This window comes from Arthrobacter sp. UYNi723, assembly GCF_054057635.1.
Genome location: NZ_JBSRZM010000014.1, coordinates 83,208 through 107,502, shown reverse-complemented (window position 1 = coordinate 107,502; position 24,295 = coordinate 83,208). Strand labels below are relative to the sequence as shown.

General features: G+C 62.2%; 25 protein-coding genes and 3 pseudogenes. 15 read left to right on the top strand and 13 right to left on the bottom strand.

Going from position 1 to position 24,295, the window contains the following annotated elements; genetic code table 11:
* Positions 1-347: 347 nt before the first annotated feature.
* Positions 348-572, top strand: a complete 225-nt coding sequence (locus ACVWY0_RS12655) for a hypothetical protein (RefSeq protein ID WP_485837005.1) — start codon at positions 348-350, stop codon at positions 570-572.
* Positions 573-817: 245 nt separating this feature from the next.
* Here the strand turns inward: ACVWY0_RS12655 and ACVWY0_RS12650 are convergent.
* Positions 818-928: pseudogene (locus ACVWY0_RS12650) on the bottom strand (hypothetical protein); the annotation flags it as partial.
* Between the two features lie 125 nt (positions 929-1,053).
* On the opposite strand from ACVWY0_RS12650, the gene ACVWY0_RS12645 reads away from it, so the two are divergent.
* Positions 1,054-1,203 carry a hypothetical protein gene (locus tag ACVWY0_RS12645; protein WP_485837004.1) on the top strand — a complete coding sequence of 50 codons (150 nt, stop codon included), beginning with the start codon at positions 1,054-1,056 and terminating at the stop codon, positions 1,201-1,203.
* Between the two features lie 772 nt (positions 1,204-1,975).
* Here ACVWY0_RS12645 and ACVWY0_RS12640 read toward each other — a convergent pair.
* Genes ACVWY0_RS12640 through xylB form a run of 3 tightly spaced genes read right to left on the bottom strand, consistent with a single transcriptional unit; the run spans position 1,976 to position 5,205 of the window.
* Entirely contained in the window at positions 1,976-2,716 is a 741-nt protein-coding gene (locus ACVWY0_RS12640; protein WP_485837003.1) for an SDR family NAD(P)-dependent oxidoreductase, read from the bottom strand.
* 35 nt (positions 2,717-2,751) lie between these two features.
* Positions 2,752-3,702 (bottom strand): phosphotriesterase family protein, encoded by a 951-nt coding sequence (locus tag ACVWY0_RS12635; protein WP_485837002.1) that lies wholly within the window; start codon positions 3,700-3,702, stop codon positions 2,752-2,754.
* A gap of 6 nt (positions 3,703-3,708) precedes the next feature.
* On the bottom strand, positions 3,709-5,205 hold the full coding sequence (xylB, locus tag ACVWY0_RS12630) for a xylulokinase (RefSeq protein WP_485837001.1): 1,497 nt from the start codon (positions 5,203-5,205) through the stop codon (positions 3,709-3,711).
* 381 nt (positions 5,206-5,586) lie between these two features.
* Between xylB and ACVWY0_RS12625 the strand changes: the two genes are divergently transcribed.
* Genes ACVWY0_RS12625 through ACVWY0_RS12600 form a run of 6 tightly spaced genes read left to right on the top strand, consistent with a single transcriptional unit; the run spans position 5,587 to position 10,411 of the window.
* Entirely contained in the window at positions 5,587-6,207 is a 621-nt protein-coding gene (locus ACVWY0_RS12625) for a glucose-6-phosphate isomerase family protein (protein WP_485837000.1), read from the top strand.
* A gap of 2 nt (positions 6,208-6,209) precedes the next feature.
* Positions 6,210-6,848 (top strand): bifunctional 4-hydroxy-2-oxoglutarate aldolase/2-dehydro-3-deoxy-phosphogluconate aldolase, encoded by a 639-nt coding sequence (eda, locus tag ACVWY0_RS12620; RefSeq protein WP_485836999.1) that lies wholly within the window; start codon positions 6,210-6,212, stop codon positions 6,846-6,848.
* 20 nt (positions 6,849-6,868) lie between these two features.
* Positions 6,869-7,834 (top strand): shikimate dehydrogenase family protein, encoded by a 966-nt coding sequence (locus ACVWY0_RS12615; RefSeq protein WP_485836998.1) that lies wholly within the window; start codon positions 6,869-6,871, stop codon positions 7,832-7,834.
* Between the two features lie 7 nt (positions 7,835-7,841).
* The gene (locus ACVWY0_RS12610; protein WP_456506440.1) at positions 7,842-8,786 is read left to right on the top strand and encodes an NAD(P)-dependent oxidoreductase; all 945 of its coding nucleotides are present in this window, start codon (positions 7,842-7,844) and stop codon (positions 8,784-8,786) included.
* Entirely contained in the window at positions 8,779-9,690 is a 912-nt protein-coding gene (locus tag ACVWY0_RS12605) for an SIS domain-containing protein (RefSeq protein WP_456506439.1), read from the top strand. Before ACVWY0_RS12610 ends, ACVWY0_RS12605 begins: the two co-directional genes overlap by 8 nt.
* Positions 9,691-9,697: 7 nt before the next feature.
* A complete protein-coding gene (locus tag ACVWY0_RS12600) occupies positions 9,698-10,411 on the top strand; it encodes an HAD family hydrolase (protein ID WP_485836997.1) in 714 nt (237 codons plus the stop codon).
* A gap of 494 nt (positions 10,412-10,905) precedes the next feature.
* Here the strand turns inward: ACVWY0_RS12600 and ACVWY0_RS12595 are convergent, their stop codons facing one another.
* From ACVWY0_RS12595 to ACVWY0_RS12585, 3 genes are read right to left on the bottom strand one after another with little or no spacing between them, the layout of a single operon-like run.
* The gene (locus ACVWY0_RS12595; protein WP_485836996.1) at positions 10,906-11,925 is read right to left on the bottom strand and encodes a sugar ABC transporter substrate-binding protein; all 1,020 of its coding nucleotides are present in this window, start codon (positions 11,923-11,925) and stop codon (positions 10,906-10,908) included.
* Positions 11,926-11,972: 47 nt separating this feature from the next.
* Positions 11,973-12,995 carry an ABC transporter permease gene (locus ACVWY0_RS12590; protein WP_456506436.1) on the bottom strand — a complete coding sequence of 341 codons (1,023 nt, stop codon included), beginning with the start codon at positions 12,993-12,995 and terminating at the stop codon, positions 11,973-11,975.
* Complete coding sequence (locus ACVWY0_RS12585) at positions 12,992-14,596, bottom strand: sugar ABC transporter ATP-binding protein (RefSeq protein WP_485836995.1); 1,605 nt, start codon at positions 14,594-14,596, stop codon at positions 12,992-12,994. Before ACVWY0_RS12585 ends, ACVWY0_RS12590 begins: the two co-directional genes overlap by 4 nt.
* Before the next feature lie 416 nt (positions 14,597-15,012).
* Between ACVWY0_RS12585 and ACVWY0_RS12580 the strand changes: the two genes are divergently transcribed.
* Positions 15,013-15,423: a Tn3 family transposase gene (locus ACVWY0_RS12580; RefSeq protein WP_485836994.1), complete on the top strand. Its 411-nt coding sequence runs from the start codon at positions 15,013-15,015 to the stop codon at positions 15,421-15,423.
* Positions 15,424-15,577: 154 nt separating this feature from the next.
* Entirely contained in the window at positions 15,578-16,168 is a 591-nt protein-coding gene (locus tag ACVWY0_RS12575; RefSeq protein WP_485836993.1) for a recombinase family protein, read from the top strand.
* Between the two features lie 186 nt (positions 16,169-16,354).
* On the opposite strand, the gene ACVWY0_RS12570 is transcribed toward ACVWY0_RS12575, so the two are convergent.
* Positions 16,355-16,645 (bottom strand): hypothetical protein, encoded by a 291-nt coding sequence (locus ACVWY0_RS12570; protein ID WP_485836992.1) that lies wholly within the window; start codon positions 16,643-16,645, stop codon positions 16,355-16,357.
* Between the two features lie 272 nt (positions 16,646-16,917).
* On the opposite strand from ACVWY0_RS12570, the pseudogene ACVWY0_RS12565 reads away from it, so the two are divergent.
* From ACVWY0_RS12565 to ACVWY0_RS12555, 3 genes and pseudogenes are all read left to right on the top strand, one after another.
* Positions 16,918-17,249: pseudogene (locus ACVWY0_RS12565) on the top strand (CBS domain-containing protein); the annotation flags it as partial.
* A 389-nt stretch (positions 17,250-17,638) separates the two neighbouring features.
* Positions 17,639-17,809, top strand: coding sequence for a hypothetical protein (locus ACVWY0_RS12560; RefSeq protein ID WP_485836991.1), 171 nt, complete (start codon positions 17,639-17,641; stop codon positions 17,807-17,809).
* Positions 17,810-17,910: 101 nt separating this feature from the next.
* Positions 17,911-18,030 (top strand): annotated as a pseudogene (locus ACVWY0_RS12555) (hypothetical protein); the annotation flags it as partial.
* A gap of 176 nt (positions 18,031-18,206) precedes the next feature.
* Here ACVWY0_RS12555 and ACVWY0_RS12550 read toward each other — a convergent pair.
* Positions 18,207-18,509 (bottom strand): DUF4193 domain-containing protein, encoded by a 303-nt coding sequence (locus ACVWY0_RS12550; RefSeq protein ID WP_485836990.1) that lies wholly within the window; start codon positions 18,507-18,509, stop codon positions 18,207-18,209.
* 409 nt (positions 18,510-18,918) lie between these two features.
* Here ACVWY0_RS12550 and ACVWY0_RS12545 point away from each other — a divergent pair, with 409 nt between their 5' ends.
* Positions 18,919-19,098: a hypothetical protein gene (locus ACVWY0_RS12545; protein ID WP_485836989.1), complete on the top strand. Its 180-nt coding sequence runs from the start codon at positions 18,919-18,921 to the stop codon at positions 19,096-19,098.
* A 377-nt stretch (positions 19,099-19,475) separates the two neighbouring features.
* Here ACVWY0_RS12545 and ACVWY0_RS12540 read toward each other — a convergent pair whose 3' ends face one another.
* A complete protein-coding gene (locus ACVWY0_RS12540) occupies positions 19,476-19,727 on the bottom strand; it encodes a helix-turn-helix domain-containing protein (protein WP_485836988.1) in 252 nt (83 codons plus the stop codon).
* Between the two features lie 590 nt (positions 19,728-20,317).
* Between ACVWY0_RS12540 and ACVWY0_RS12535 the strand changes: the two genes are divergently transcribed.
* Positions 20,318-20,659, top strand: coding sequence for a hypothetical protein (locus tag ACVWY0_RS12535; RefSeq protein ID WP_485836987.1), 342 nt, complete (start codon positions 20,318-20,320; stop codon positions 20,657-20,659).
* 628 nt (positions 20,660-21,287) lie between these two features.
* Here the strand turns inward: ACVWY0_RS12535 and ACVWY0_RS12530 are convergent.
* The 3 genes from ACVWY0_RS12530 to ACVWY0_RS12520 are packed head-to-tail and all read right to left on the bottom strand — an operon-like array spanning position 21,288 to position 23,947.
* A complete protein-coding gene (locus ACVWY0_RS12530; RefSeq protein ID WP_485836986.1) occupies positions 21,288-23,102 on the bottom strand; it encodes a thiamine pyrophosphate-requiring protein in 1,815 nt (604 codons plus the stop codon).
* A gap of 57 nt (positions 23,103-23,159) precedes the next feature.
* Positions 23,160-23,420, bottom strand: coding sequence for a DUF6480 family protein (locus ACVWY0_RS12525; protein WP_485836985.1), 261 nt, complete (start codon positions 23,418-23,420; stop codon positions 23,160-23,162).
* The gene (locus tag ACVWY0_RS12520; RefSeq protein ID WP_485836984.1) at positions 23,417-23,947 is read right to left on the bottom strand and encodes an HAD family hydrolase; all 531 of its coding nucleotides are present in this window, start codon (positions 23,945-23,947) and stop codon (positions 23,417-23,419) included. Before ACVWY0_RS12520 ends, ACVWY0_RS12525 begins: the two co-directional genes overlap by 4 nt.
* Positions 23,948-24,295 lie beyond the last annotated feature (348 nt).

Sequence of the window (24,295 nt, the reverse complement as noted above, 5' to 3'; positions counted from 1 at the left end):
ACAGGCCGCAAGACACGACGAGCAGTGAGACGACTTTGCGAGACGCTCGTCGGCGGATGGCTTCGGCGGATTTCCGCGGCATCGATCGCTCGTGCCGGCAAGCCGTGCGGTGTCTCGTAAAGCTTTTGATTTTCGAGACATACAGCCAGGTCTGCTCTCCAAGATGATGTTCCATTCGCCCTCCCCGCCTGATGGTCCGCTCGGCAATGGGGAGACGCCATCGTCTATCAAAAATGATTCCTTGCCCGCCCCTTATTCGTAAGTATGCTTTGCTTATTCACCCGGGGGCTTGGGCGCGGTAATTCCGCCTCCTTGGGAAGGCTCCTACAGCGAGCAAAGGCGGGCTCATGAGCAGCGATCAGGAGTATTTTCCTAGCATTCGCGAGGAAGCCGCGCACCTGGACCTGCAACTGCAGGCCTTGGAAATCATCGAGGAAATCCTCAGGGGCACAGCGCCCGAGGAAGCGGAGGCACGCAGTTCACTGAGGTGGCATGTCGCTCACCACCCAGGCCAGCCCCAACGGGCTTTGCTGATGCACTTGATGACCTTGGATCGTTCCGACCACCGCTGACCGGTGACCCGGTGGCGGGACAGGGCGGCAGTTCAGGTGCCGGCTCGACTGCAGGGAGCAATGCGTGGATTTCACCGCATCATGAACATGTTCACTAACGGTGAGGTCTACACCGGCCCCTTGTAACGAGTGCTACCTCCCGCGCGATCCGGAACAGGGGCTTGAGGACCAATGCTCGGGAAAGTCACGCTAAGCCGGTGGGGCCAGGTAACAGGGGTTCTGGTCGGCACCGCTGTTACGCCGAGTCACGGCGTTGGGGTGGGGCGTCGTCCGATGCTTGTTTTGTTGAGGTGGCCGTAGATCGTGGAGCGCGGGACCTGAAGCAGATCGGCGATGCGCTGAACGGTGTGGTCCCCGGCGTCGTAGAGCTGTTGGGCGTGGTGGGCCTGGTCGGGGGTGAGCTTGGGGCGTCTTCCACCCCTATTTCATCAAGTACGACGGCGACCGAATGGAATGGCTTTGGGGAACAGTAGAGAATCCAATGAGGGCGATGAGCCGGCGGGACCCGACAGCAAGGATCGACGTGGAAGTGTGGCAGCTGCCGGCCCGGCTCCGCCGGAACCCTTCCACCGAGCTGACCACCTTCGAGGCCATCCACGACGCAGCCGGCTGGCACGTCCGCGCCAGCTGAAGCCACGTGACTCCAGAGCTGGCCCCGGAGATGCGTAGGGGACGGGCCGGCCTGTAGTCAGATCCTGGTCTTCAGCGCCCGGCTGTAGGTGTCCAGGTCGTTTCGGGTTGCGGCCGATACCGCGAGGTAGCGAGGCGTCATGCGCTGCGCAAAATATCCCGCGTAGGGCAGCACAATAACGGTGTCGAGGCCGCTCTCCCACGCCGGGACCAGGTCGGGCAGGTTCTGACATTCCGCGTCAGATGGAATCCGCGGGCTCAGCACTGTGTCCCAGTTGTTGAAGGCATCGCTATCCAGTCCGTCCCAGCCGTATTCCGTTGTCCAGAACGGGGGGATAAGCCGGATGAAGGTCCTGTCCCGGGCCGTATAACCTGTTGCATGATCTCCTGTGTAGAGTGCTTCTCCCGGTCAGGGTCCGCAATCTTGTACCGGTCCCAGGCCCTGGCCCAGGCGATTCGCCAGCGGTCGTCCCATTCGGCGACACTGGCTGATTCCGGCACCCTTGACGTCCCCGGGTCGGGAAGCGGGGCGAGCCGGAGTCCTGGAATGCCGTCGCGAGGACCGTTGTCGGTCCTGCCGACTTGACCAAGCTGACCCGGCGTGGCCGCGTAGGCCTGATCTGGCCCGCTTGTCTGTCACAAGGCGGCCCGGGCAGCACTTTGCACGGGAACAGCTTGCTCGGGCCGGGCCTCAGGCGGGTGAACCGCCGCCGCATGCGGAGTCGGGGGACGGGGTAAGGCGACCCTGCGGCATGTCTGGCAGAATGGTTCGCCTATCGGAGGCTGAATCCGCCATCCATGAGGAGTTCGCTCCCGAGGAAGTAGGCCGCCTCGTCGCTGAGAAGGAAGGCAACAGCCGCCGAAACTTCGTCGGGAGTGGCGAAGCGTCCGTTGACTGTGTCTTTCTTCCACGTTTCGTGCATGTGCTGCTTCAGCAGGTTGAGTGGCGTGTCGACATAGCCCGGAGAAAGTGCGTTCACGCGCACTCCACGCGGGCCCCATTCCACTGCCAGTGACTTGGTGAGCGCGGTTACAGCGGCTTTGGACGAGTTGTATGCCGATTGCTTCTGGGGGAAGTTGACGACATGGTTTCCGCTCATGGAAGCGATGTTCACAATCGCTCCGCCGTTGCGGGCCAGCAGTTCCCTGCCGAAGGCCTGGCATGTCAGGAAGACCCCCCGGATGTTGACCGCGAACACCTTGTCAAACTGTTCGATTGGCATGTCCACGGCCGCGACGTCGTCCTCTACGATGCCGGCGCTGTTGACCAGGTCGACCGCGCCGTCACCGAGCGCGTAGATCTCTTCCACGGCCGCGCGGATGCTCTGCGGCGAGGTGACATCGACGGTGATTCCCTGTACCCCGTCGGGTAGGTTTTCCAGTCCCTTGAAGTCGAGGCCATAGACCTCGGCGCCGTCGGCCTGAAGGCGTTGGACGATGGACAAGCCGATGCCTCCTGCGGCGCCGGTTACGGCGATCCTGCGCCCGCTGAGTGGCCTTTCAGAGCTGTTCATTGTTAGTGATCCTTTCGGTGAGATTGTGGGTGTTTTTAGAACGTCAGCAGTTTGGATGGATTGCTGGTCAGCGCTTGGTGCAGGAAGTCCCCTCCGAGCGCCTTTTCCAGGCGAGGGAGGAACCTCAACGGCAGGTACTCCAGGCCTGGGAGACCACCATAGGCAAGGTAGCGGCTTGCCCTGGCGACATCTCCGCCAAGAACGATCCTGTCGGCGTGGCCTGCCTCTGCCACGCTGGCGATGGTCTTGATGATCTCGCTGTCGGGAGCTTCCCGGTGGCGGGCAGGTCCGTCGTAGCCCAGATATGCCCCGCGGGCGGCCAGATCGGCGTGCAGGTCAGGGTCAAGGTTCCGGTCGATGTGGGCAAGCACCACGCGGCCGGGAGCGACGCCCATGCCTTCGAGTCTGTCCAGAACTTCGTGGGCGGCGCTGCCGTAGTCCAGGTGGATCATGACAGCGACGTTGGTCGCCAAGTGGGTTTCCGCCACCGCTGCCAGGACCCGGGTTTCAAACGGCCCGATTGTCCAGTAACGGATACCGGCCTTGACGATGCCGGCCCGGACGGGGCGGCCGTCCGGGGTATTCTCGGTTTCATTGTGGCGGCTTTTGAACCCGTCCTGCACATCACTGATAAAGCGTTCTGCCAGTTGGTCGATGGTGCGTTCCCGCAGTTCATGGCCGTCGGGATAGTGGCCTTGGTGGTGTGCGCCGGTTGTGTGTACAACCTTCAGGCCGGTTGACTGGCTGATGCGCGCGACCGCCGCGGGTCGCTGCCCCAGGCCTGTGGGTGTGGCTTCGATCATTGCTCCGATGCCCGCGGCGAAAAGGAGGCTGGCCTCATCCCTGCTCTTCTCTTCCGAGTCAAGCTCGTCTCCGGGCAGGAGCGGGGACACCTGGAAGAGGTGTTCGTGATAATCGACTTTTCCGAGCTCGCCCGGCTCGATATCACCAAGGACGGTGCGTATCTTTCCTGTTTTGACGCTCATGGATTCTCAGCTCCTCGGCAGGGTTTCGAACCAGGGTTCGAGGCGTTGGTAAGCGTCCATGAACGTTGCGTACTCCTGCTGGTACTTGTGGGATCGCTCGGCTTGCACCTGGTTCCCGGGAGTCCGGACCGACATGCCCTGTGCGATGGAGAAGTCAGAAAACATGCCCACGCCCACGCCGCCGACGACGGCAGCTCCCATGGCATTGGCTTCTTCCACGATGTTGCGGCGGTTGACAGGGATTCCCCAGACGTCGGCGAAGATCTGCAGGAGGGCCGAGGAGTTGGCGGCTCCGCCGATCGCGTCGATGGACTCCACCGGGCGTCCGTTCTCTGTGAATGCTTTCAGGCCTGTGAAGAGATTGAAGGCGATGCCCTCCAGGACCGCTCTAGTCATGTGTCCCCGGTGGTGGTGCATGGCCAGGCCGACGAAGGCGGCACGGGCACGGGGGTTCCAGTAGGGGCTGCGTTCGCCCAGAAGATGGGGGAGGAAGTACAGGCCTTCGCGGGCCGCTTCGACGCTTTCGGCTTTCGCGAGAAGGTCGGTGTAGCGGTCTTCGGCGTCAGGGGACAGTATGTTGGCGATCCACTGCAGTGAGGCGCCGCCGGCCTGCATTGTGGCAGTGGGGACGAAGTATCCGGGAATGACGTGGTTGAAGGTCATCGACCTCATGCGGGGGTCGTGCAAGGGCTCTGGGGAGCTCACCGACACCCAAGAGGAGGAGCCGAGATAGGTATAGGCACCTGAGTTCTCATCGATGATTCCTGCGCCCAACGCCGCTGTGGGACCGTCACCGCCGCCCATCACGACCGGGGTTCCTTGCGCCAGACCGGTGGCAGCCGCAGCGTCCTTGGTGACGTTACCGATCACGGTCGTGGAGTCGACGATTTCAGGGAACAGTGTCCGGTCCAGCCCGGAGGCGCTGATTAGTTCATCCGACCATTTTCCTGTGGATTGGTCGTAGGCGTTGGTGCTGGACGCGTCGGAGGGGTCCGTTGCCAGGACGCCGCTGAGACGGAAGGCGAGGTAGTCCTTGGCGAGGACGATCCTGCGGACGCGTGCGAATGTCTCCGGTTCCGTGTCCCGGATATACATCATTTTGCTTAGGGAGTACGTGGGATTGAGCCGGTGCCCGGTGATCCGGTAGCCCTCTTCCATGCCGACAGCATCGATGAGCTGCTGGCACTGGCTGGTGGAGCGCGTGTCTGCCCAGATCATTGCCGGGCGGACCGTGCGGCCGGCCGCGTCAAGGAAGACTGCCCCCATCATCTGGCCCGAGAAGGAAACTGCGGCGATGTCGGTGTTTTTGACGGAGGACTTCTCCAGGAGTTTCCTGGTCGCCTTAGTCAGCGCCTGCCACCAGTCTTCCGGGTTTTGCTCCGCCTTGCCCCCAAGGCCAAAGTCCGCCGGGTACGCGACGGTCACGGACGCCAGGAGTTGGCCATCACTATCGACCAATGAAGCCTTATTGCCGGTTGTACCCAAGTCGTGGGCGATGATCATGTGCTCTCCTCCTGGGGAAGTGTCCTGTCGTGCTCAGGACAGGGTTACAACGGTTTGATGGGTTCTGCATCGTGGAGGCCCTCAAGAGGGCCCTGCCGAACGATTCAGCCGGGACTCGTGGTGAAGCCGGGGTGCCCTTTCGATAGACAACCGCCCTCACCGCCCTCTCCTTTCACACGGCACGTCCATAGTGCTCGACGAATTCAGCGCCACGAGGAGGGCAGAGAGCCCACCCGTAGCCGACGCTAGTAATACTACACATAAGTGACGCAGATTACCTCAGCAGTGGGAAGATTGAGCTGATTTTTTGAAATTTTGTAGTTTTACTCCCGAATATGTGTAGTATGACTACCAAAGTTTCGGCACTAACGGAGGTGCGTCATGACACCAGCAACAACCCACGCCCTGGACCAGCCCCAGATCATCGAAGTCCAGTCAAATGGAGACATGGACGGGGCATCGAGGGTCTATAGAAAGCATCTGGGAGACATGTCGGGGATCTACCTCGATGAGGATGCGTACCAGCTCCGGGTCACCGAGAAAGGGCCCGACGAGCTCATCTACTATGTTCATGAGCAGAAATATCAGGACGGGCCCGGGTCGCTGATTGTTGGAACGAGCACCCTTCTTCCCGGAAAGGTCGGCGAAGAATACGCGGTCACCCGTGGACACATCCACGCCCAGGAGAACCGCGCCGAGCTCTACCACTGTCTCAGCGGGCACGGGCTCATGCTGCTGGAAACCCGCAGCGGGGAGTTCTTCGTCGCGGAACTGACGCCGGGAAAGGCCATCAACGTTCCGGGGCGCTGGATCCACCGCAGCGTCAACGTCGGCACTGAACCCTTCGTCACTCTCTTCTGCTACGCCTCGGACGCAGGCCAGAACTACGACATCATTGCTGAAGCCAACGGCATGAAGACCATGATTGTCCACGACGGTCAGGGCGGCTGGAAAGCGGTTCCAAACCCGCGCCACCGTGGCTACGGGGCGGGAGCCCAGTGATCATGAGTATTTTTGCGCGAATTGGCCAGATACGCATCGTCCCGGTCATTGAGATTGATCGTGCCGACCAAGCCGTTCGGCTGGCCGAAGCTCTGACCGAAGGCGGACTACCGATTATGGAGATCACCCTGAGGACAGAGGCAGGACTGGACGCCATCAGCGCCATCGCCGAGGCCCTTCCCGACTTCCTGGTGGGCGCGGGTTCGTTGTTGACGCCGGACCAGGTTAAGGAGGCGGCCCTTCGGGGTGCGAAATTCGGGGTCTCACCTGGCCACTCCCGCCTTCTGATTGACTCGGCCAACGAAGCCGGGCTGCCTTTCGTCCCGGGCGCCGTCACGGCATCGGAATTCATCTCCGCCCTGGAATCGGGCCAAAAACATTTGAAGTTCTTCCCGGCGGAAGCATTCGGCGGAGTGAAGACCATCAGAGCGCTCGTCGCTCCCTTCGCGACTGCAGGGATCAAGATCATGCCCACCGGTGGAGTGAACCCCGGCAATATCAAGGACTACCTCAGCATCCCTGAAGTACTCGCGGTGGGGGGATCCTGGATTGCCACCCGGCAGCAAATCGAGGACGGCGAGTTCGACTACATCGCCCAGACGGCCCGGGAAGCCGCTGCCCTGGTCTCCGCGAAACACTAGACAACGACAAGGACTGTGCAATGCCCAAGACTCTGACGCAGGACACTTTGCAGCCTGCCACCAAACCGACGTTCTACTTCATCGGTGTCACCACCGGAAGTTCTTCCATCCGGAAGGTTTTCCCGGTGTGGGCGGAAGAACTCGGACTCGGCGATGTCGAAATGGTTGGAATCGACCTGCAGATCCACGCCCCGAAGGAGCACTACCGGCAGGTAGTGGAGTTCCTGAAGTCCGATCCTCTGAGCCTGGGCGCCTTGGTGACCACGCACAAGATAGACCTGTACAACGCCGCCCGCGACCTTTTTGATGAAATCGATCCGCTGGCTTCGCTGATGGACGAAGTCAGCTGCCTGTCCAAAAAGGACGGCAAGTTGGTGGCCCACGCCAAGGATCCCTACTCGGCAGGTCTTGCCTTGGATGCCTTCATCCCGGAAGGCTATTGGAACAAAACCAATGCTGATCTCTTTATCCTCGGCGCCGGTGGTTCGGCGATAGCCATCGACTGGTACCTGAACCGTCCGGGGCGTGGAAACGATCGGCCCCGCCGCGTGATCGTCACCAACCGCAGCCCCCAGAGGCTGGGAACCATGGCTGCCATCCACGGGGCCGGGAAAACCGATATTTCCTTGGAAACCATCATTGCCCCGACGCCGGAAGATAACGACGCGGCTGTCGCAGGGATCAGCGACCACTCGGTGGTCATCAACGCCACCGGCCTGGGTAAGGATGCTCCGGGGTCACCTTTCAGTGACAACGTTGTCTTCCCCAAGGGCGCAATTGTCTGGGACCTGAACTACCGGGGCGACCTTGTGTTCCTCGACCAGGCGCGAGCCCAACAGGACACGCGGAACCTGCAGATCGAAGACGGCTGGGTCTATTTCCTCCATGGCTGGACACAGGTCATCGCCGAAGTGTTCCACGTAGCAATTCCCGCCAAGGGGCCCGAGTTCGACCGCCTCAGCGAAATCGCCGCTTCCACCCGATAGGAACAACATGCCCGGCAAGATACTCGTCACGCCCCGTTCCCTCACTGCCCAGGGACTGGAGAACGTTCCGGAACTCGGGCGGCTGCGGGACCTGGGATATGAGCTCGTACCGGCTCCCGCCGGGCAGCTGCCCGAGAAGAAGGACCTCCTTGTCCTGGCCCGGGACGTCGTGGGATGGCTGGCCGGCGTTGAGAAGATCGATGCTGAGGTACTTGAGTCGGCGGCCAGGCTGCGGGTCATCGCCCGCAATGGGGCCGGCACTGATTCCATCGACGCTGCAGCCGCCAAGGCCCGGGGAGTCACAGTTCTGAGAGCGGCGGGTGCAAACGCCCGGGGCGTTGCCGAACTTGCCCTGACACTCATCCTTGCGGCACTCAGGAACGTGCCCGCCGCCAACGCAACCCTGCACAGCGGTGGCTGGAGCCGAACCCTGGGCAAGGAAATGTCCGAGGTGCGGCTCGGAGTAGTCGGCTACGGTGCCATCGGCCGGACGCTGGCCGAACTTGCCGGGCTCATGGGCGCCAGGGTCACGTTCTTTGACCCGTTCGCTCCGGCAGGCGCCACGGCTGGCATCGCCAAGGCCGACACACTGGAAGACCTCTTCGCCGCATCCGACGTTGTTTCGCTTCACGCGCCCCCGCCGGCGGACGGCAAGCCGCTCGTGACACGAAGCCTTCTGGGCCTGCTCCCCGCCGGAGCGATACTGATCAACACGGCCCGGGAAACGCTGGTCGACACTGCCGACGCGCTGGCTGCCCTCAACAGCGGACAGCTGGAGACCTACGCCATTGACGCGTTCGAATCCGAACCCCCCATGCTCAACGAACTGCTGCGCCACGAACGAACGATCCTCACCCCCCACATCGGTGCGTACACCGCCAGCAGCGTGAATCGTGCCGTCGAATACGCTGTGGAAAACCTTGTAGGATTCTTACAAAACGATCATGATTAGGGCCGGACAGAACGGATCCCGCAAGATGCTGAACGCGGTCTCATATGATGCGAAGGTTCCGCTGCTGGAGCACATTGCCAACGTCTCCGAAAGCATGCGCAAGTCGGAACGCAAGGTGGCCAGCCTGGTCCTGGAGAATCCAAACTATGTCGTGGATTCGACCATGGCTACGGTTGCGGACGCGGCGGGCGTCAGTGAACCCACGGTCATGCGGTTCACAACGTCTCTGGGGTTCAGCGGATTCCAGCAGTTCAAAATCCAACTGGCCCGTACCCTGGCGCTCGGGCTGCCCGCTACGCTCTCGTTCGTCAGTGTGGGGGACTCCGATGAGGACATCGCTCAAAAGATCTTTGACCAGACCATCTCCTCGCTGGACCGCACCCGACGCTCCCTGGACGTGGAACAAATCACCAAGGCTGCCGACGCGATCATCGGTGCCCGCAGTATCCTTTTCGTTGGTCTGGGCGCCTCCGGCATCGTCGCCCACGACGCGCAGCAGAAGGCCGTTCTCTTCGGCGTTCCCTGTTCCGCGCCGGAGGATGTGCACCAGCAGTTCATGGAGGCATCCGTGGCGACGCCGGACACTGTCGTGGTCGTGATCTCGAATGTGGGCCGGACGAAGTCGGTGACCGACGTCGCCAAGGCGGCACACACCAGCGGTGCCACAGTCATCGCGATATCCCGTGAAGAAAGCCCGGTCACCGCGGAATGCGACATTCCGCTGATTGTCCGCACCTTCGAAGACACGGACCAGTACACCCCGACAGTCAGCCGGCTGGCACACCTTGTCGTCATTGACATCCTCGCCACCGTAGTCAGCATCCGGCGCGGCAGCTCGCACCTGGCCAAGCTGGCGGCCATGAAACGTGGCCTGACGGACTTCCGCAAGTTATCCGGCCGATAGCTCCTTTATGCCTTGCGACGACGCCGGGAACCGGCTGGCACCGTGGAGCGGAACGGACAACATGGACGCAGTACTTCTAGATCTTGATGGAACCCTCGTTGACACAGAGCCGTACTGGGTGGAGTCCCAACGCCTTCTGACGGAGCAATTCTCTGTCGAATGGACACTTGAGGACGAGCTGGCCCTTATCGGCCACTCCATGACTTATGCGGCCGGGAAGCTGATATCCAGGGGCGTGGACCTGAGCCACGGCGAGGTCCTTGAGTTTCGGCTGGCTCACGTCGTTTCACGGCTGAATCAACATATTCCCTGGAAACCGGGGGCCCGGCAATTCCTGCAGGAACTCAAGGAAAGCGAGCTTGCCTGCGCGCTGGTCACCATGAGCCCCAGGGCCATGGCGTCGGTAGTCATCAACGCGCTCCCGCCGACGCAATTTGAGGCTACGGTTACCGGATCAGACTGCGTCCAAGGCAAACCCCATCCAGAGCCTTACCTCCGTGCGCTCACGCTGCTCGGTACGTCACCCGAGCGTGCCATCGCTGTGGAAGACTCCATCCCGGGCGTTCAAAGTGCCGAGAACGCAGGACTCCGGGTCTTGGTTGTCCCAGGCCCGGTTCCAGTTCCGACGGGGCCACTGCGGACCAAAATCAGCTCGCTGGACGAGATCGATATCACCCGCTTTCTGGATACCCGGCAGAGCACTGAGACACGCCACAACTGACACGGACGCTCTCGCCCCGTGGGCCTTCAGCCGCCACTGACGCACGGCAACCACTCGGTGGCAACGCGGAGACCATGGAGGCATTTTTCGGACCGCAGGCAGCCAAAATACTGGCCGGGAACTGAATCCACTCCTTGGCAGCGGCCCCACCTGCGGACCGCACACAGGTTTAGGGGTGCCCCCTCGCCGCCGGGCATGCATCGTTCAGTGCCATGCCAAGCCCGGTTTCTGCCACGGCAACCCCCTGACGCCTTCCCTGCACATTCACTACGGCGGTGCCCCAACGGCCGCATCGTCCCCGCAAAACCACGTCTGGGCCGTACCCCCCAATCACCGCCCGAGGCCGGCATAGGGCAATTGACCGTGCCGCAAACCATCCGCGTCAGGACGACAAAATGCCCGGCTGGATCATTCCAGCCGGGCATTTCTTGCATCTGGGGATGCGTCAGAGACGAGGTCTTGTCCAGCGGACGCCCTGACGGGGCATCAACGAATCAGAACACGTTCTCCGGGTTGTAGTACTCGTCGACGTTATTGCAGTCGATGCCGGCAGCCTTGGTGAATTCTTCCTTCTTGAAATCGCCGGCGGCCTTCTGCCCACTGGCCAAAGCAATGGCAATCTCGAAACCGCGTCCCGTTGCAAGGCTGGGAGAATTGAGCCCGGTCGATACATACTGGCCCTGGCAGCCTCCACGCTTGATCTCGGCCAGTGCTTCCTTCTGCCCGTCGGCTGAAGCAGCCACAAGCGTTGTCGTGTTCTTTTGGTCTTGGAGAACAGTCAGCGCACCCAAAGCCATGGCGTCGTTGAGCCCGAGGATCAGGTCGACCTCGGGATGCGCAGAGAGCATCGATTCAGCTGCGGGTACCGCCTTGTCCTGGGCGTAGACCGCTGATGCTTCTGCCACAACCTTGTACGTGACGCCGCCTTCTTTCAGACCGTCCAGGAAGCCCTGCTGCCGCTTTGGACCGACGCTTTCGTCGTTCGCGCCGCCGTTCAGGATGGCTACGTCAACAGCCTCACCCTTCGTGAACCGCTTGGCCGTCAAAGCGCCCGAGAGCTTGCCGATCTCGTAGTTGTCGCTGGTGACGGCCGTTACCCCAACATCCGGGATTCCGGTGTCGACGAAGATCACGGGGATGTCCCCGGCAATCTGCTTCAATTGCTGCTTCTGCGTGTTCGGGCTGATCGCGTTCACGATCAACGCATCGACCCCTTGGGAGACCATGGTCTGTGCCTGGTTGAGCTGCGTGACCGGGTCACCGTTGGCATTCTGGAACAGCAATTCAAAGCCCTGTTCCTTGCTCACCTTCTGGGCCGCGACCTCCATGGCCTTGTAATAGGGTGCGTCGACCTGCCGCTGCAGGAAGCCGATCTTCAGATTCTTGACGTCCTTCTTGACGGCAGCCGCGGACGTCCCGCCGGAACTGCCCTCAGTGGACCCGCAGCCGGTAAGCAGGAGGGATGACACGGCTACGGCAGTCGTTGCCGCCAGCCAGATACGCCTGGATTTCATTTGAATAACTCCTATGTTATTTCGTTGGGTTTGGTAGAACAGGGAAGTTACGGATTTATCGACTGCTTGCGACGGGACTTGAAGTGGATGGTCGTCATGACCACGGCGAGCAGGATCAAGCCACCGCGGAATGCGTCCTGGAGGAACGTGGAAACATTCAGCAGCACGAGCAGGTTGGTGATGATGCCGAAGATCAGCGTGCCGAACACGACTCCGAGCACACGTCCCTTGCCGCCGCGCAGGCTGGCACCGCCAATGACAACTGCGGCGATGGAGTCGAGCTCGTAGAGCGTTCCTGCGGTGGGCGTGCCCACGCCGATGCGGGAAGCGAGCAGGAACCCAGCGAAGCCCACCATGGCCCCGGCGATCACGTAAACCGCGAGCAGCGTCGGCTTCACGGGAATACCCGAAGCGAAGGCAGCGTCAGGGTTGCTGCCGAGGGCAAAGACGCGGCGGCCGAAGACTGTCCGCCGTGCCACGAACCAGACGGCAAGAGCCAAGACCAGCCAGATGACTCCAATCAGGGGGAAGCCCAGAATGGTCGTAGTGGCAATCTTCCTGAAGTCTTCGGCTTGCGGCTGGATCGGAACACCTTCCGTCAAGGCATAAACGACGCCTCGTGCCAGTGACAGCATGCCGAGAGTGACGATGAAGGGTTCCAGCTTGCGGAATGCCACAAAGTAACCATTCAGCAACCCGACGAGCATACCCAGCACAACAGCGATGAGAATCGCTAAGGGAACGCTGACGCCTCCGAAAGCCAGCGTACAGACGACGCCGGCAAGACCAACGACCGAACCGACACTGATGTCGATGCCGCCGGTCAGGACAATCAGGAACTGGGCCAACGCCACGATGCCGATAACGGAGACCTGCAGGATGAGGTTCGTCAGGTTCCTGGGTGTGAAGAAGGCATCCGTGGAAAGTCCTGCGACGATCAGCAGCACAATCAGGATATAGAGCGGGTACTGCTCCTTCGCCCAGTGCATCAGGCCGTCCCTGGTGAATCTGCTGTTGGTTTTCTGCAACGGTTCCTGCCCGGCAGTCATCCTCGTTGACGTGGTGCTCATTCGATTTCCCCTCCCAATGCTGCCCGCATTAGGTCGTCGGTATTGCTGTCTGTGGATCGGAATTCTTGGACGAGTTGGCCATCGCGTATGACGAGGATGCGATGGCTTAGCATCAGCAGTTCCTCCGCCTCGCTGGAGACCACGACGACACCTTTGTCCTGCTCTGCCAGGTTCTTGACGATCTGGTAGATGTTCATTCTGGATGCGATGTCGATGCCTTTGGTCGGTTCGTCCAACACGACGACCTCGGGTTTGGCTTCAATCCATTTGGCAAGGCAGACCTTTTGCTGGTTTCCGCCGGACAGGGTTCTGGTGAGTGTGGTGCGGCCGCCCTTGACCTGGTATCGCTTGATGAGCCCCTCAACGCTTGCCCGTTCACGCTTCAGGTTCAGGATTCCGAAGGTGGAGTACTGGTCAAGTGTGGCCAGCGTCATGTTGTCGCCGTTGCTGAAGTCTTTGACGAATCCCTCGCTGCGGCGGTCTTCGGACAGGTAGGCGACGCCTCCCTTGAGCGCGGCCCGGGGAGAACCGAGACCAAGTCGGCGTCCTCGGACTTTGATCGTCCCGCCGGTTCTTGACTGGTGCCCGGAGATTGATCTGGCGATCGAGCTGCGGCCGCTGCCGACAAGCCCGTAAATGCCCACAACTTCCCCGGGGTGGACCGAGAAGCTGATATCGGTGGCAGACCCGGAGCTGAGATGCTCAACTTCCAGCACGGGATCGATCCCCGCGAAGGATGGCAAGGGGGCCGGTTCCAGGGCGTGGACCGCTTCACCGACCATCAGGGTGATTACTTCTTCCCGGTTCGTCTCCTTGGCATTGAGCACGTCAACAAGCTTGCCGTTGCGCAGAACGGCGATGCGGTCGGCCATCGCGAACACTTCCGGCATGCGGTGGGACACGAAGACGACGCACACGCCGGCGGCCCGTTCCCGCTCAACCAGAGCCTCAACGTCTTTGAAATGCTCTTCGGTCGTCGAGGCTGTAGTTTCGTCCAGTATCAGGATCTGGTGACCATTGACCTGCGTCCGCCCCAACGCCAGCATCTGGCGCAGGCCCGGTGTGAGGGTGCTGCCCAGTTGACCCAGAGTGACCTCGTGCATGCCCACGGCCCGCAGAGCCTGCATGGAAGTGTCACGGCCGCGACGTGGAATTGTCCTCCAGCCTTTTGTCTTGCCGGCGGAACTTAACTGCTTCAGCCACAGATTCTCCTCGACGGTGAACTCATCGACAATCACGGGTTCCTGGTGCATGAAGAGGATGCCGGCATCGTCGGCGTCGGCGGGGGTTGCCACTTCACCTTCGTAGCCAGCGATCTTGATGTGTCCGCTGTTCGGCGCTTCCTGCCCGGAAATGAGCCTGGCCAGGGTCGACTTTCCCGCTCCGTTGGCTCCGCAGATCGCCAGGACTTCACCTCGGTATCCTGTCAGGGATACCCCGTCGAGTGCCTTTACTCCCGGGTAGGTGCGCGAGACGTCCCGAACGTCGAAGGCCGCTTCCTTCCGTACGGAGTCTGCAGGGGTGTTCACTGAACACCTCGTATCCCGCGCGCTGCGCGCAGCTTCGTTTTGACGCTGATAGGTACCGGCCCGTTGACCCAACGCATGTTCTCTCCTCTGAGAAATGTGTGACGACTGAACACCCGGTCTGGCGCGTGGATGTCGCTTACGTCACGCTATGGTGTTAGTAATATTACTACAAAAATTCAAGCCATAGTCAAGAAAATGATGGTATCGATCGCAAAAATGGCAAAAATTCGTAGTTGTGCTACATATCTTCCTATCCTGCCCATCCCTAATCAGAAGAGCAACCATGCAGGGACAGAAAGAACGTCGAAGGATCCTCGTCACGGACTGCAATCTCGTAGAGTTCAGGACGCAGTTAGCTGCGCGATCGCCGCAGCCTCGCCGATGCGCTTCCCTCCGGCACCTAATACATACCGGCCGTCCCCGAGGCGCCTCCCGGGCCTGAAGAACCGTTGGTTGTTCCTGAAATTCCTCACCGAGACGGGCTGCGTGTGTACGTCCTCACCTTCGTCGATGACCCGGCCTACCGCCGGGAGATGAAAGCGATGCGCAACCTCCAGGAGGGCCGCCACGCCCTGGCCAGGCACAACTTCCACGGCCGCGAGGGCACGCTCCACCAGGCGTACCGTGACGGGCAGGAAGACCAACTCGGCGCCCTGGGCCTTGTCTTGAATTGTGTGACGTTGTGGAACACGGTCTACCTTGACCACGCCCTGACCGCGCTGCGGGAACAGGGCTACCCGGTACTCGACGCCGATGTCGTCCGCCTGTCGGCGTACGCGCGGCGGCACATCAACGTCCCCGGTCACTACTCCTTCCAACTTCCGGACCTCGCCGGCGGCCGGCGCACTCTGCGCGATCCCGACCACCGCGACAGCAATCGAGGAGTAAGAAGAGCCTGAGAGGCAACGGAACGAAACCGGGCATTAAGGGGTGTCGGAAAACGATCATCTACCGACACCCCGACCCTGCCGGCGACACGCCGCGAAATCCATGTCGAAAACCCGCGCCGGAAATCAACGTCGGCAAACCATGCGGTGCGGGTATTATCGACACATGTTGATCGGATATGCGCGCGTCTCCACCGCCGACCAAAACCCCGACCACCAAACGGACGCCCTCGCCCGCGCCGGCGTCGACCCGGCAAACATTTACCTCGACCACGCCAGCGGTGCCAAAGCCAGCAGGCCCGAGCTCGACAAGGCCCTCGCCTCCGCCAACCGGGCCGGTGACCAGCTCGTCATCACCCGCCTCGACAGACTCGGCCGATCGGTACTCCACCTCGTCACCCTCGGCGCAGATCTCCGGGAACGTGGTGTGGGATTGCGTGTCCTCGAGCAAGGCATTGACACCACGACCGCGGAAGGGCGGGCAATGTTCGGGATGCTCTCCGTCCTCGCCGAACTCCAACGAGAACTCATCATCGCCAACACCCGCGACGGCCTCACGGCCGCCCGCGCCCGCGGACGAACCGGAGGAAGACGCCCCAAGCTCACCCCCGACCAGGCCCACCACGCCCAACAGCTCTACGACGCCGGGGACCACACCGTTCAGCGCATCGCCGATCTGCTTCAGGTCCCGCGCTCCACGATCTACGGCCACCTCAACAAAACAAGCATCGGACGACGCCCCACCCCAACGCCGTGACTCGGCGTAACAGCGGTGCCGACCAGAACCCCTGTTACCTGGCCCCACCGGCTTAGCGTGACTTTCCCGAGCATTGGTCCTCAAGCCCCGAACAGGCCCGACAGCCGAGCGTCCGCCAACTCAAAACCCTCGCCCCGCGAGGTCAGCCTGATAGCGTCGCGGATCGCTGCTGTGCCCAAAGAACGGTCAGCGGGGCCCTGTACTGGTCGTTCCGATACTGGTCGTTCCGAACATCAGAGTCTTTCTGGGAACGTCGTAAAAGACGCTTTCAGACGCTGACAGCAAATCCTGAAGGCTTTCCACGTCCTGCGCCTCTAGGGTGAGCACCTCTTCCCAGGCCCCTTGGTCCAGGACCAGTTGGAGCGTCCATGTGCCGGATTGACCTGGTTCTCCGGCCACCCAACTGAACTGATAATGACTTACCTGACGTACCTTGATGCTGTCATCGGTCAAGGGCTGTTTCGGTGTGGGAACCATGATCTCCTCCGGGACGAGAATTCACCGCTGCTTCCGGGCAATGATCCGGATGCGCTTCCCTGTAATCTAAGCCCACGGCCACTCCGTGGCTAGGGCGGCCCGGCGCGTCGCCCCTTGCTGCGAACTCGCCGCCGCGATCAACCAGCAAAGGTCCACGGTCCAGGCGGTCATGCCCACGGCCCGCTGCCTTGCCCCCCGCACGGGCAACCGGCCCTGGAATCCGCAATCGGCGGCCGCCCGCATCCAAGCCTGGCAAGAGACGACCGGGCTGCATGAAGGACCTGGACGTCGGGTCCCTGCCCATCTGCGGGGAGGACAACCGGCTCAAGGGCATGCTGACCGACCGGGACATCGTCATCAAATGCCTCGCCGAAGGCGGGGACCCCGCACCGCTACGGCGGGGGAATTCGGCCAAGGCAAACCTGTGACCATCGGTGCCGATGATTCGACCGACGAAGCCATCAAAACGATGCAGGAGCACCAGGTCCGCCGGCTCCCGGTCATTGACGGCCATGACCTGGTCGGAATGCTCAGCCAGGCCGATATCGCCCGGAACTATCCCGAGGATCGGGTCGGGGAACTGGTCGAATTCATCTCGTACTAACACCGGACCGAGCGGCCGTCCCGTCACCGGACACAAGGAAGCTGTCAGCTCCAGCCCCGGGCACACGGCCGCGCGCTGCACGGAGTCCGTGCCGCCACGGGGTATGCCTCAGTGCCGGCAATCCCTGGCGACGTTTCACACAGATAGGTGCCCGCCGACCCCTTCAATGCTCACTGTCCGGCGTTTCGCCAGCTCCGTTTCGAAAGGAACGACATCATGGCAATCTGCGATACCTGCGGCAACGACTACGACAAGACGTTCACCATCACCAAAGACGGCCAAAACCGCCGACCCCCACCTACTGGCAACACACCAGGCCAAGGCCAACCCCAGCCCTCGCCCGTCGCCGCACTCCCTGAAGATCATGCAGGAACTCATCACCAGGATCCATGAAACAGGTGCTTACCCGTCCACAAAAACCGGACCACAAAGGGCGCAGCCTCGCCCAATGGCTCCACCGGCGCCGACGGGAAGACACCGACGGCACCATCCACACGGAGATCCGTGAAGGACTCGACAACACCATCCCCCGCTGGCGGGGCACAAGACGTATCGACTGACGAAGCCCAATGGCAGCACTTCCTGACCGAGCTCGCAGCCCACCGCGCGGCCGGCCACGACTGGCCCCGACTGGCCCCGACACCGGAACGCAGACGCCGAAGAAGAACGCCGCCTGGGCGCCTGGCTATCCAAACAACGACGCCGAAGACGTCAACGCACCCTGGATCCGAGCCGAGCCATGGCCCTGGACAGTGCAAGTGCTGGGCTGGCCCGAGCATAGGAAGTGCAGCACACCTTCCTGAAATGCCCCGAAAACGGCACCCGGTCCGCCACCGTGGATCTCAGTCAGTGCCCGCGCCGCGGCTTCCAGCCCTGAGCCGCGTAGTCACCCGGCGGGCTCTGGTAGACCTCATATTTCTAAAGGGCTTCTTTTATGGTTGGGAGGCCCTGCGGACATTAACCTTCACATTCCAGGCAATATCCCTGGCCATCCCGTTCCCGAACCATTTGCGAGCGATGCCTGACCAGGAAGCAGGAGTGGCAGATAAACTCGTCCGCTGCCTGGGGGACAACTTGGACGATCAGTTCCTCAGCAACAATTTCTCCACCCGGAACGCCTAGGCCATCAGCGTCATCGGGTGTGTCCAATTCACGCACAACGCTGAGCGCGTCCGGGGCGTTCGCTGACTGCAAGGCCTCCAGAGATTTATCCTGTGATTCCTTAACATCAGTGCGTAGTTCATCATAATCAGTAGCCATGACCCGTTCCCCGATCCGTAGTGTCGTCCCGTGTGTAACGAATTCGGAGCGGCTCCTGTTCCCCTAGGAATTCGCCTATGTCCTGGTAAGAACCATCCCCTGTGGTCATGGTCCTCAATTGAACAGGCTTCCCCAGTTAGCCGGTGAGGAAGGGCTTTGTGCCTTCGTAAAAACGGCGCCTATCCGTGCCCGTGAATGACGAAAGAGCCGTCACCAAGGCCAGGTGGGGCCCGGTTCTGCGAACGGTCAGCACTGGGACAGGGCATTGAATCTCTGGTTCATTGACACCCTGCCGTCAGATTGGACCACAGGAATGGGCTTCAGGGGGTCTCTTTCAGCGAAAAGCGGCACCCGCGGTTGATTTTCTGCGGCTGCCGTTGTCCTTGACGATTCCTTATCACCGGAACTCTTGGAGGACCTTCAGGCTGCCTGGGCCGAGCTCACCGAGGCGGCCAAAGCCTCCAAGGTGACGGACTTCTACGCTTTGACCCGGTCGGGCCGTTCCTGGGCGGACGACCCGGCCGCCGTCAGAGACGTCGCCGCCACGCTCCATGAATTTCCCTCGACTGGCGGCCAGCAGACATCGTAGGTGTGATCGCAGCGCTCTCTGGCCCGGGATATCGCAACGACAAATGGCCGGGTGACCAAAGTGTTGTTCCCACAACCCATGGGTTGGAGCACTCGAGGCAGTCACGACCCAGCAGGGAGCGTCACTTATCGCTGCGATAATACCGCCACTTATCGCTGAGAATCACAGGCGATCACGTTCGAAGCTGGCCCAGAGCGGCCGCCCTTCGTCTCAGCAAGGGATCCTTTGCTGAGATGCTCCTAGTCACCGGCTGACGCAGCGCGGCAGCCGGCCCACGGCGACTACCTTGCCTTTGACGACATGGCGGACGTCCGGTCCGGAACCCGGGTTCCGGACCGGGTACAAGGCTGCGCGCGGCCGGCCCGGACCCTTCGCACTTACTCCCCGTCCGGTTCCCCGTCGTCTGTGAGCTCGCCCGCGGCGATGCGTTCGGCGGTGCGGCGGTACGCCTCGGTGATGAAGTCTTCGACGTCGTTGACCCCAATGCGCCAAAGGCCGCGACCGCCGACCTGGATCCCGCGCAGCTCACCGGTCTTCAGCAGGGACCGGATCTGGGCCACTGAGACGTTCAGTTCTTCGGCGGCCTGGTCAATGGTCAGGAAGCGGCGATTCTTGGGTTCGTCGGACACCGACCCATCCTATCTGCGGGCCTGCCTGTCCGGCGGGATCAGCCCTGCCCGTCAACGAAAGCCGCCGCTCCCAGACAGGAACTTTGCTGGTGAGCTTCTTGGACGTCAGGTGCCAGTGGTGGCATTCCTGGCAAAGGTAGGCCCGAACGGGCTGCTTGCCGTCCTTGCCGCGGCCACCGCAGGGTCTTCGCGGCAGTGCTGGCAGCGGCAGTGGCGGCAGGCTCAGGCGGGTTCGGCCGAGAGCGCGCGTGCAACCGGCCGTGGCTCTGACCCGCTCCTCACGGTCCAAACGGAAGGGACAGCGAATTCGAACATTATTCCTCGCTGATATCCTCAGAAGCTTTGCCGGTCCTGGCCAGCGCCCATACCGGAAGCGATTCGCTGTCGAAGGTCATATCACCGGCCATTGAGCTGCCCGTTCCTGCCTGCAGGCCCCTGCCCGCCGCCGCGGCCTGCGAATTGCCATGTCCGGTCTCGTCCTTGCCTGACGCGCCGGTACGTTCTAGCGTGGTGCCTGAGGCGCCGGAAGGAACGACCGAAATGGCCGTAACGGTGGAACACGCGGCGGGACACTTCGCAGGAGGCAGGACATGACGCTTTATCAGCCCGACCCGGTGGAGATATCAACCAGAATCCGTCCTGGGGAGTGGACGGACGAGAGCCTTTCGGCGACCGTGGCTTCATACCGGAATGAGCTGCTGGATATGGGGGCCGCGGCTGAAGAGATTGAAATCGTGACCGATCGGGAGGCGGATGGCTCAGTCAGCGTGGTGGCGACCTGGATCAAGGGAGACATCGCCGACGAACAGGAATCCGGGAACGGTGCGCCCCGACAGCGTCCAATCGTCCAATCGTCCGCGACACCGACACGGCGCCGACACCGACACGGCGCCGAGGGCAGTGCCGGCTCAGAGGCTGAGGGCATGGGTTAATCCGCGGACGCAGCTTTGTACTGTGGCTCTACCGATCAGGAAACGTTGGAAGGGATCGTGGGCAGATCAGACGTCCTGCCGATCTTCACACCGCCTCGCCGTATAGAGCGGACGGGCAGGGCGCGGCTTGACCTACAGAGATCGCCCGGCTCCGGACGATTTCCACGATCCTTACGGCCCACCGACGACACCACATCACGGAGTACTTAGCCGAAAGACGGCAACTCCAGCAGGCAGGAATCGAGGCCGGAAACCATCCAGCTGCTGCCGCGGGCCTCCAGGCACGGCGACTGACTGCAGGACTGGGAAGAATAACTCATCGGTCACGGACCTGATCTCTGCGAACACCACATCAGGCCGCGGAGTGAACGGCTCTCCCCGGTCACCCCCCAGTGCTTCCTTGCCGAGCGCCAGACAGGTGGACCGTCCGTCCGGCCCTGGCGACGATGACTACTTCCCCGGAGTTCGTGGCGCTCCAACTAAACCATGCCCTGTCCGGGCCCCAGTGATCTTCTGCTGCGGCAACGCGGAGCGGGGACAGCACAGTCCGTGGCGGGACACGCCTCAGGGGCGACGAGACTACGCAAGGCGCGGAAAGGCGCTTGCCCCGACCACCCGCCGACTGCGTTCAGTCTCCGCCGGGTTCCTCCTGGGCTGCGTAGGTGTCGAGGAGCCCGGCGGCTCCTGCCCCGGCACCGCCTTCCTCTGCCAGCGCGGTCCTCATGCCGTCGAGTTTCTCGGCCCCGGCCGGGAACGGCGGCAGCAGCGGGACGTCAGGGTCAGTCAGGACTTCCAGCACCACGGGACGGTCAGCTGCGAAAGCGCGGTCCCAGGCATCGGCCAGCTGGTGCGGGTCGTCCACACGGATGCCCGCCAGGCCCAGGAGTTCGGCGTAGCCGGCATAGGGAAAGTCGGGGAGTTCCTGGCTGTCCGGGAAGCGCGGCTCCGACTCGGTCTCCCGCTGTTCCCAGGTGACTTCTGCCAGTTCCCGGTTGTTCAGGACGCACACCACGAAGCGCGGATCGGCCCACTGCCGCCAGCGGTGCGCCACCGTGATGAGTTCGGCAATGCCTGCCATCTGCATGGCACCGTCACCGGTCAGCACCACCATCGGACGGTCCGGCCTGGCCAGTTTGGCGGCAATGCCGTACGGAATGGAGCAGCCCATGCTGGCCAGCGTTCCGGAGACATGGGCGGGGACTCCCGGCGGAAGAATCAGCTGCCGGGCGTACCAATAAACGCAACTGCCGACGTCGATGCTCAGCTGTGCGTTGGCCGGGAGCCTGCCGTTGAGTTCACGCACCACGAGTTCAGGATTCACCGGATGTGCCGGCACCCGCGAACGCTTCTCAGCCAGCGCATGCCAGCCCCGCACCTGGCGTTCAATCTCTGCCCGCCATGGTTCCCGGGACCGGTCCCGGGGCTGGTCCGGCGACCGTGAGCCGATTCTGGACATCAGCTCCCGGAGGGTTTCCGCGGCGTCGCCCACCAGGCCCACTTCCACCGGGTACCGGTTGCCGATCTTGCGCCCGTCGACGTCGATCTGGACCGCACGGGCCGCGCCCGGAGGCGGATAAAACTCCGTCCAGGGATCGTTTGAACCGACGATCAGCAACGTGTCGCAGCTGCCCATCAGGTGGGCACTGGCCGTGGAGCCCAAGTGGCCCATGGTTCCCACGGCGAAGGGCAGTGTCTCATCAACATAGGGTTTGCCCAGCAGGCTCGTGGTGATGCCTGCGCCGAGTTGCTCCGCGATGGCCACCACTTCGGCCTGGGCTGACTTGGCCCCCTGGCCTACCAGAAGCGCCGCCTTGCTGCCCGCGTTCAGCACATCCGCCGCCGCAGCCAGGTCCTCCTCCTGGGGCAGCACGCGCGCCGGGCGCCACTGGGGAGAAGTGATGATGATCCCGTGCTCCTGTTCAAGATCCGGCGCGGGCGCCTTCTGGATGTCGTGCGGGACGATGACAACGCACGGCGAGCGAGTCTCCAGGGCGGTACGGAATGCCCGGTCAAGCACCATGGGAAGCTGCTCCGGTGTGCTGACCATCTGAGCGAACTGCGCAGCCACGTCCTTGAACAGCGTCAGCAGCTCGATCTCCTGCATGTAGCCCGACCCCAACACGCTGCGGCTCTGCTGCCCGATGATGGCCACCACGGGAACGCTGTCCAGCTTCGCATCGTAGAGACCGTTGAGGAGATGCACGGCGCCCGGACCCTGCGTTGACGTGACAACACCCACCCGGCCCGTGTATTTGGCGTGGCCCACGGCCATGAACGCGGCAGCCTCTTCATGCCGGGCCTGCACAAACTCGACGTCGCCTCCGGCCCGGCGAAGCGCACCCATGAATCCGTTGATGCCATCTCCGCTGTAGCCGAAAACCCTCTCAACACCCCACGACCTGAGGCGTTCCACCATCAAATCGGCAACCAGCCGCTCAGCCATAACAGACACTCCCATGCTTTGGGTCCGCACGCCGGTACGGGCTTCCGCCCCCGGCACCTATTCGTTGTGCCCCTGATCCCCGCTCATCTGGTCTTCCGCCGGAGGAGTCTCGCCGGGCGGCACGCCACCACCCGGCTCCAGGCCAGTGATGTTTCCCTCCAATGGATCGGGATTCGCGGAGCTCGCCGAGTCCTTAACGGCACGGTTGCCCTCTTGAGTTCCGTGGTGTTCCGCGGTTCCGGATACCTCGCCGCGGGAGTTCACGCTCTTCGGCTGATCAGGATTCGCCGGATCATCTTCCGAATGGTACGTACTCATATCACTGTCCTTTGCTGGTTGTGTCGTCGTTCAGGCTGCCCCGGATCCGGCGCTCCAACTGCTAGATCCGTCAAGGATCCGTACCCTGCGGCTTTGCGGTTGCCGCGTTTCCTGGACCGCACCTGTCCAAGATAGAAATTGCTAAGCAGGCTTACAAATTGGTGCTGGATGTTCGGCGGTCGAGAACCGTGGGGCGGCCGGCGGAAGGCGGGCCTGCCGCGAAGCTGGACATCGGCACCATCGCCCTCACATGCGGCGGCAAGAAGTTCGCTGGCGGCTTCGAAGGGACGCAATCCGGGCCAGTGTGCGGAGAACAGGGCACCGTGCACGGCCTTCATCGCCTCATCGCCGGCTCTGTCCCGGTCATCGGGGAGCAGATGCGAAATCAGCCGGTCGCCTCCCATGCCCACGGACCGGTGGATGGAAGCCATCGGCACGTCGTAGCCGGCCTGCCGAAACGCCTGCCACCAGCAAAGGGTGTGAATGTAGCTGGAACCAATCAGCGTCCCGTCCACGTCAAACAGCACCCCGCAGCTCCTGCCGGTATTCTTCGATCCAGCCATTCACCATCGCCTCCCGTCCGGCACCGCAGCCATCTCTGACGGTATCGCCCGGGAATCACGAAATCCATACAACCGAGCCAAATCAGGGGCGCTGATTCTGCGTCTTGAACATTCACGACCACCACCGGAATTGTTGGATTGCCTATCCGGGACTCGTCAACCGGCAAAAGACCTAGGGAAGAGTGCGCGAAGCAGTCAGTATGGTGACAGTCGTGATGGTGTCTGCATTGCAGCGCTGCTGCCGTGAGCGAGCGACCTGGCATCACCTGTCCGCCAGTTTCCGGGGCCGTGCCGGCGACGCAGCCCGGACAG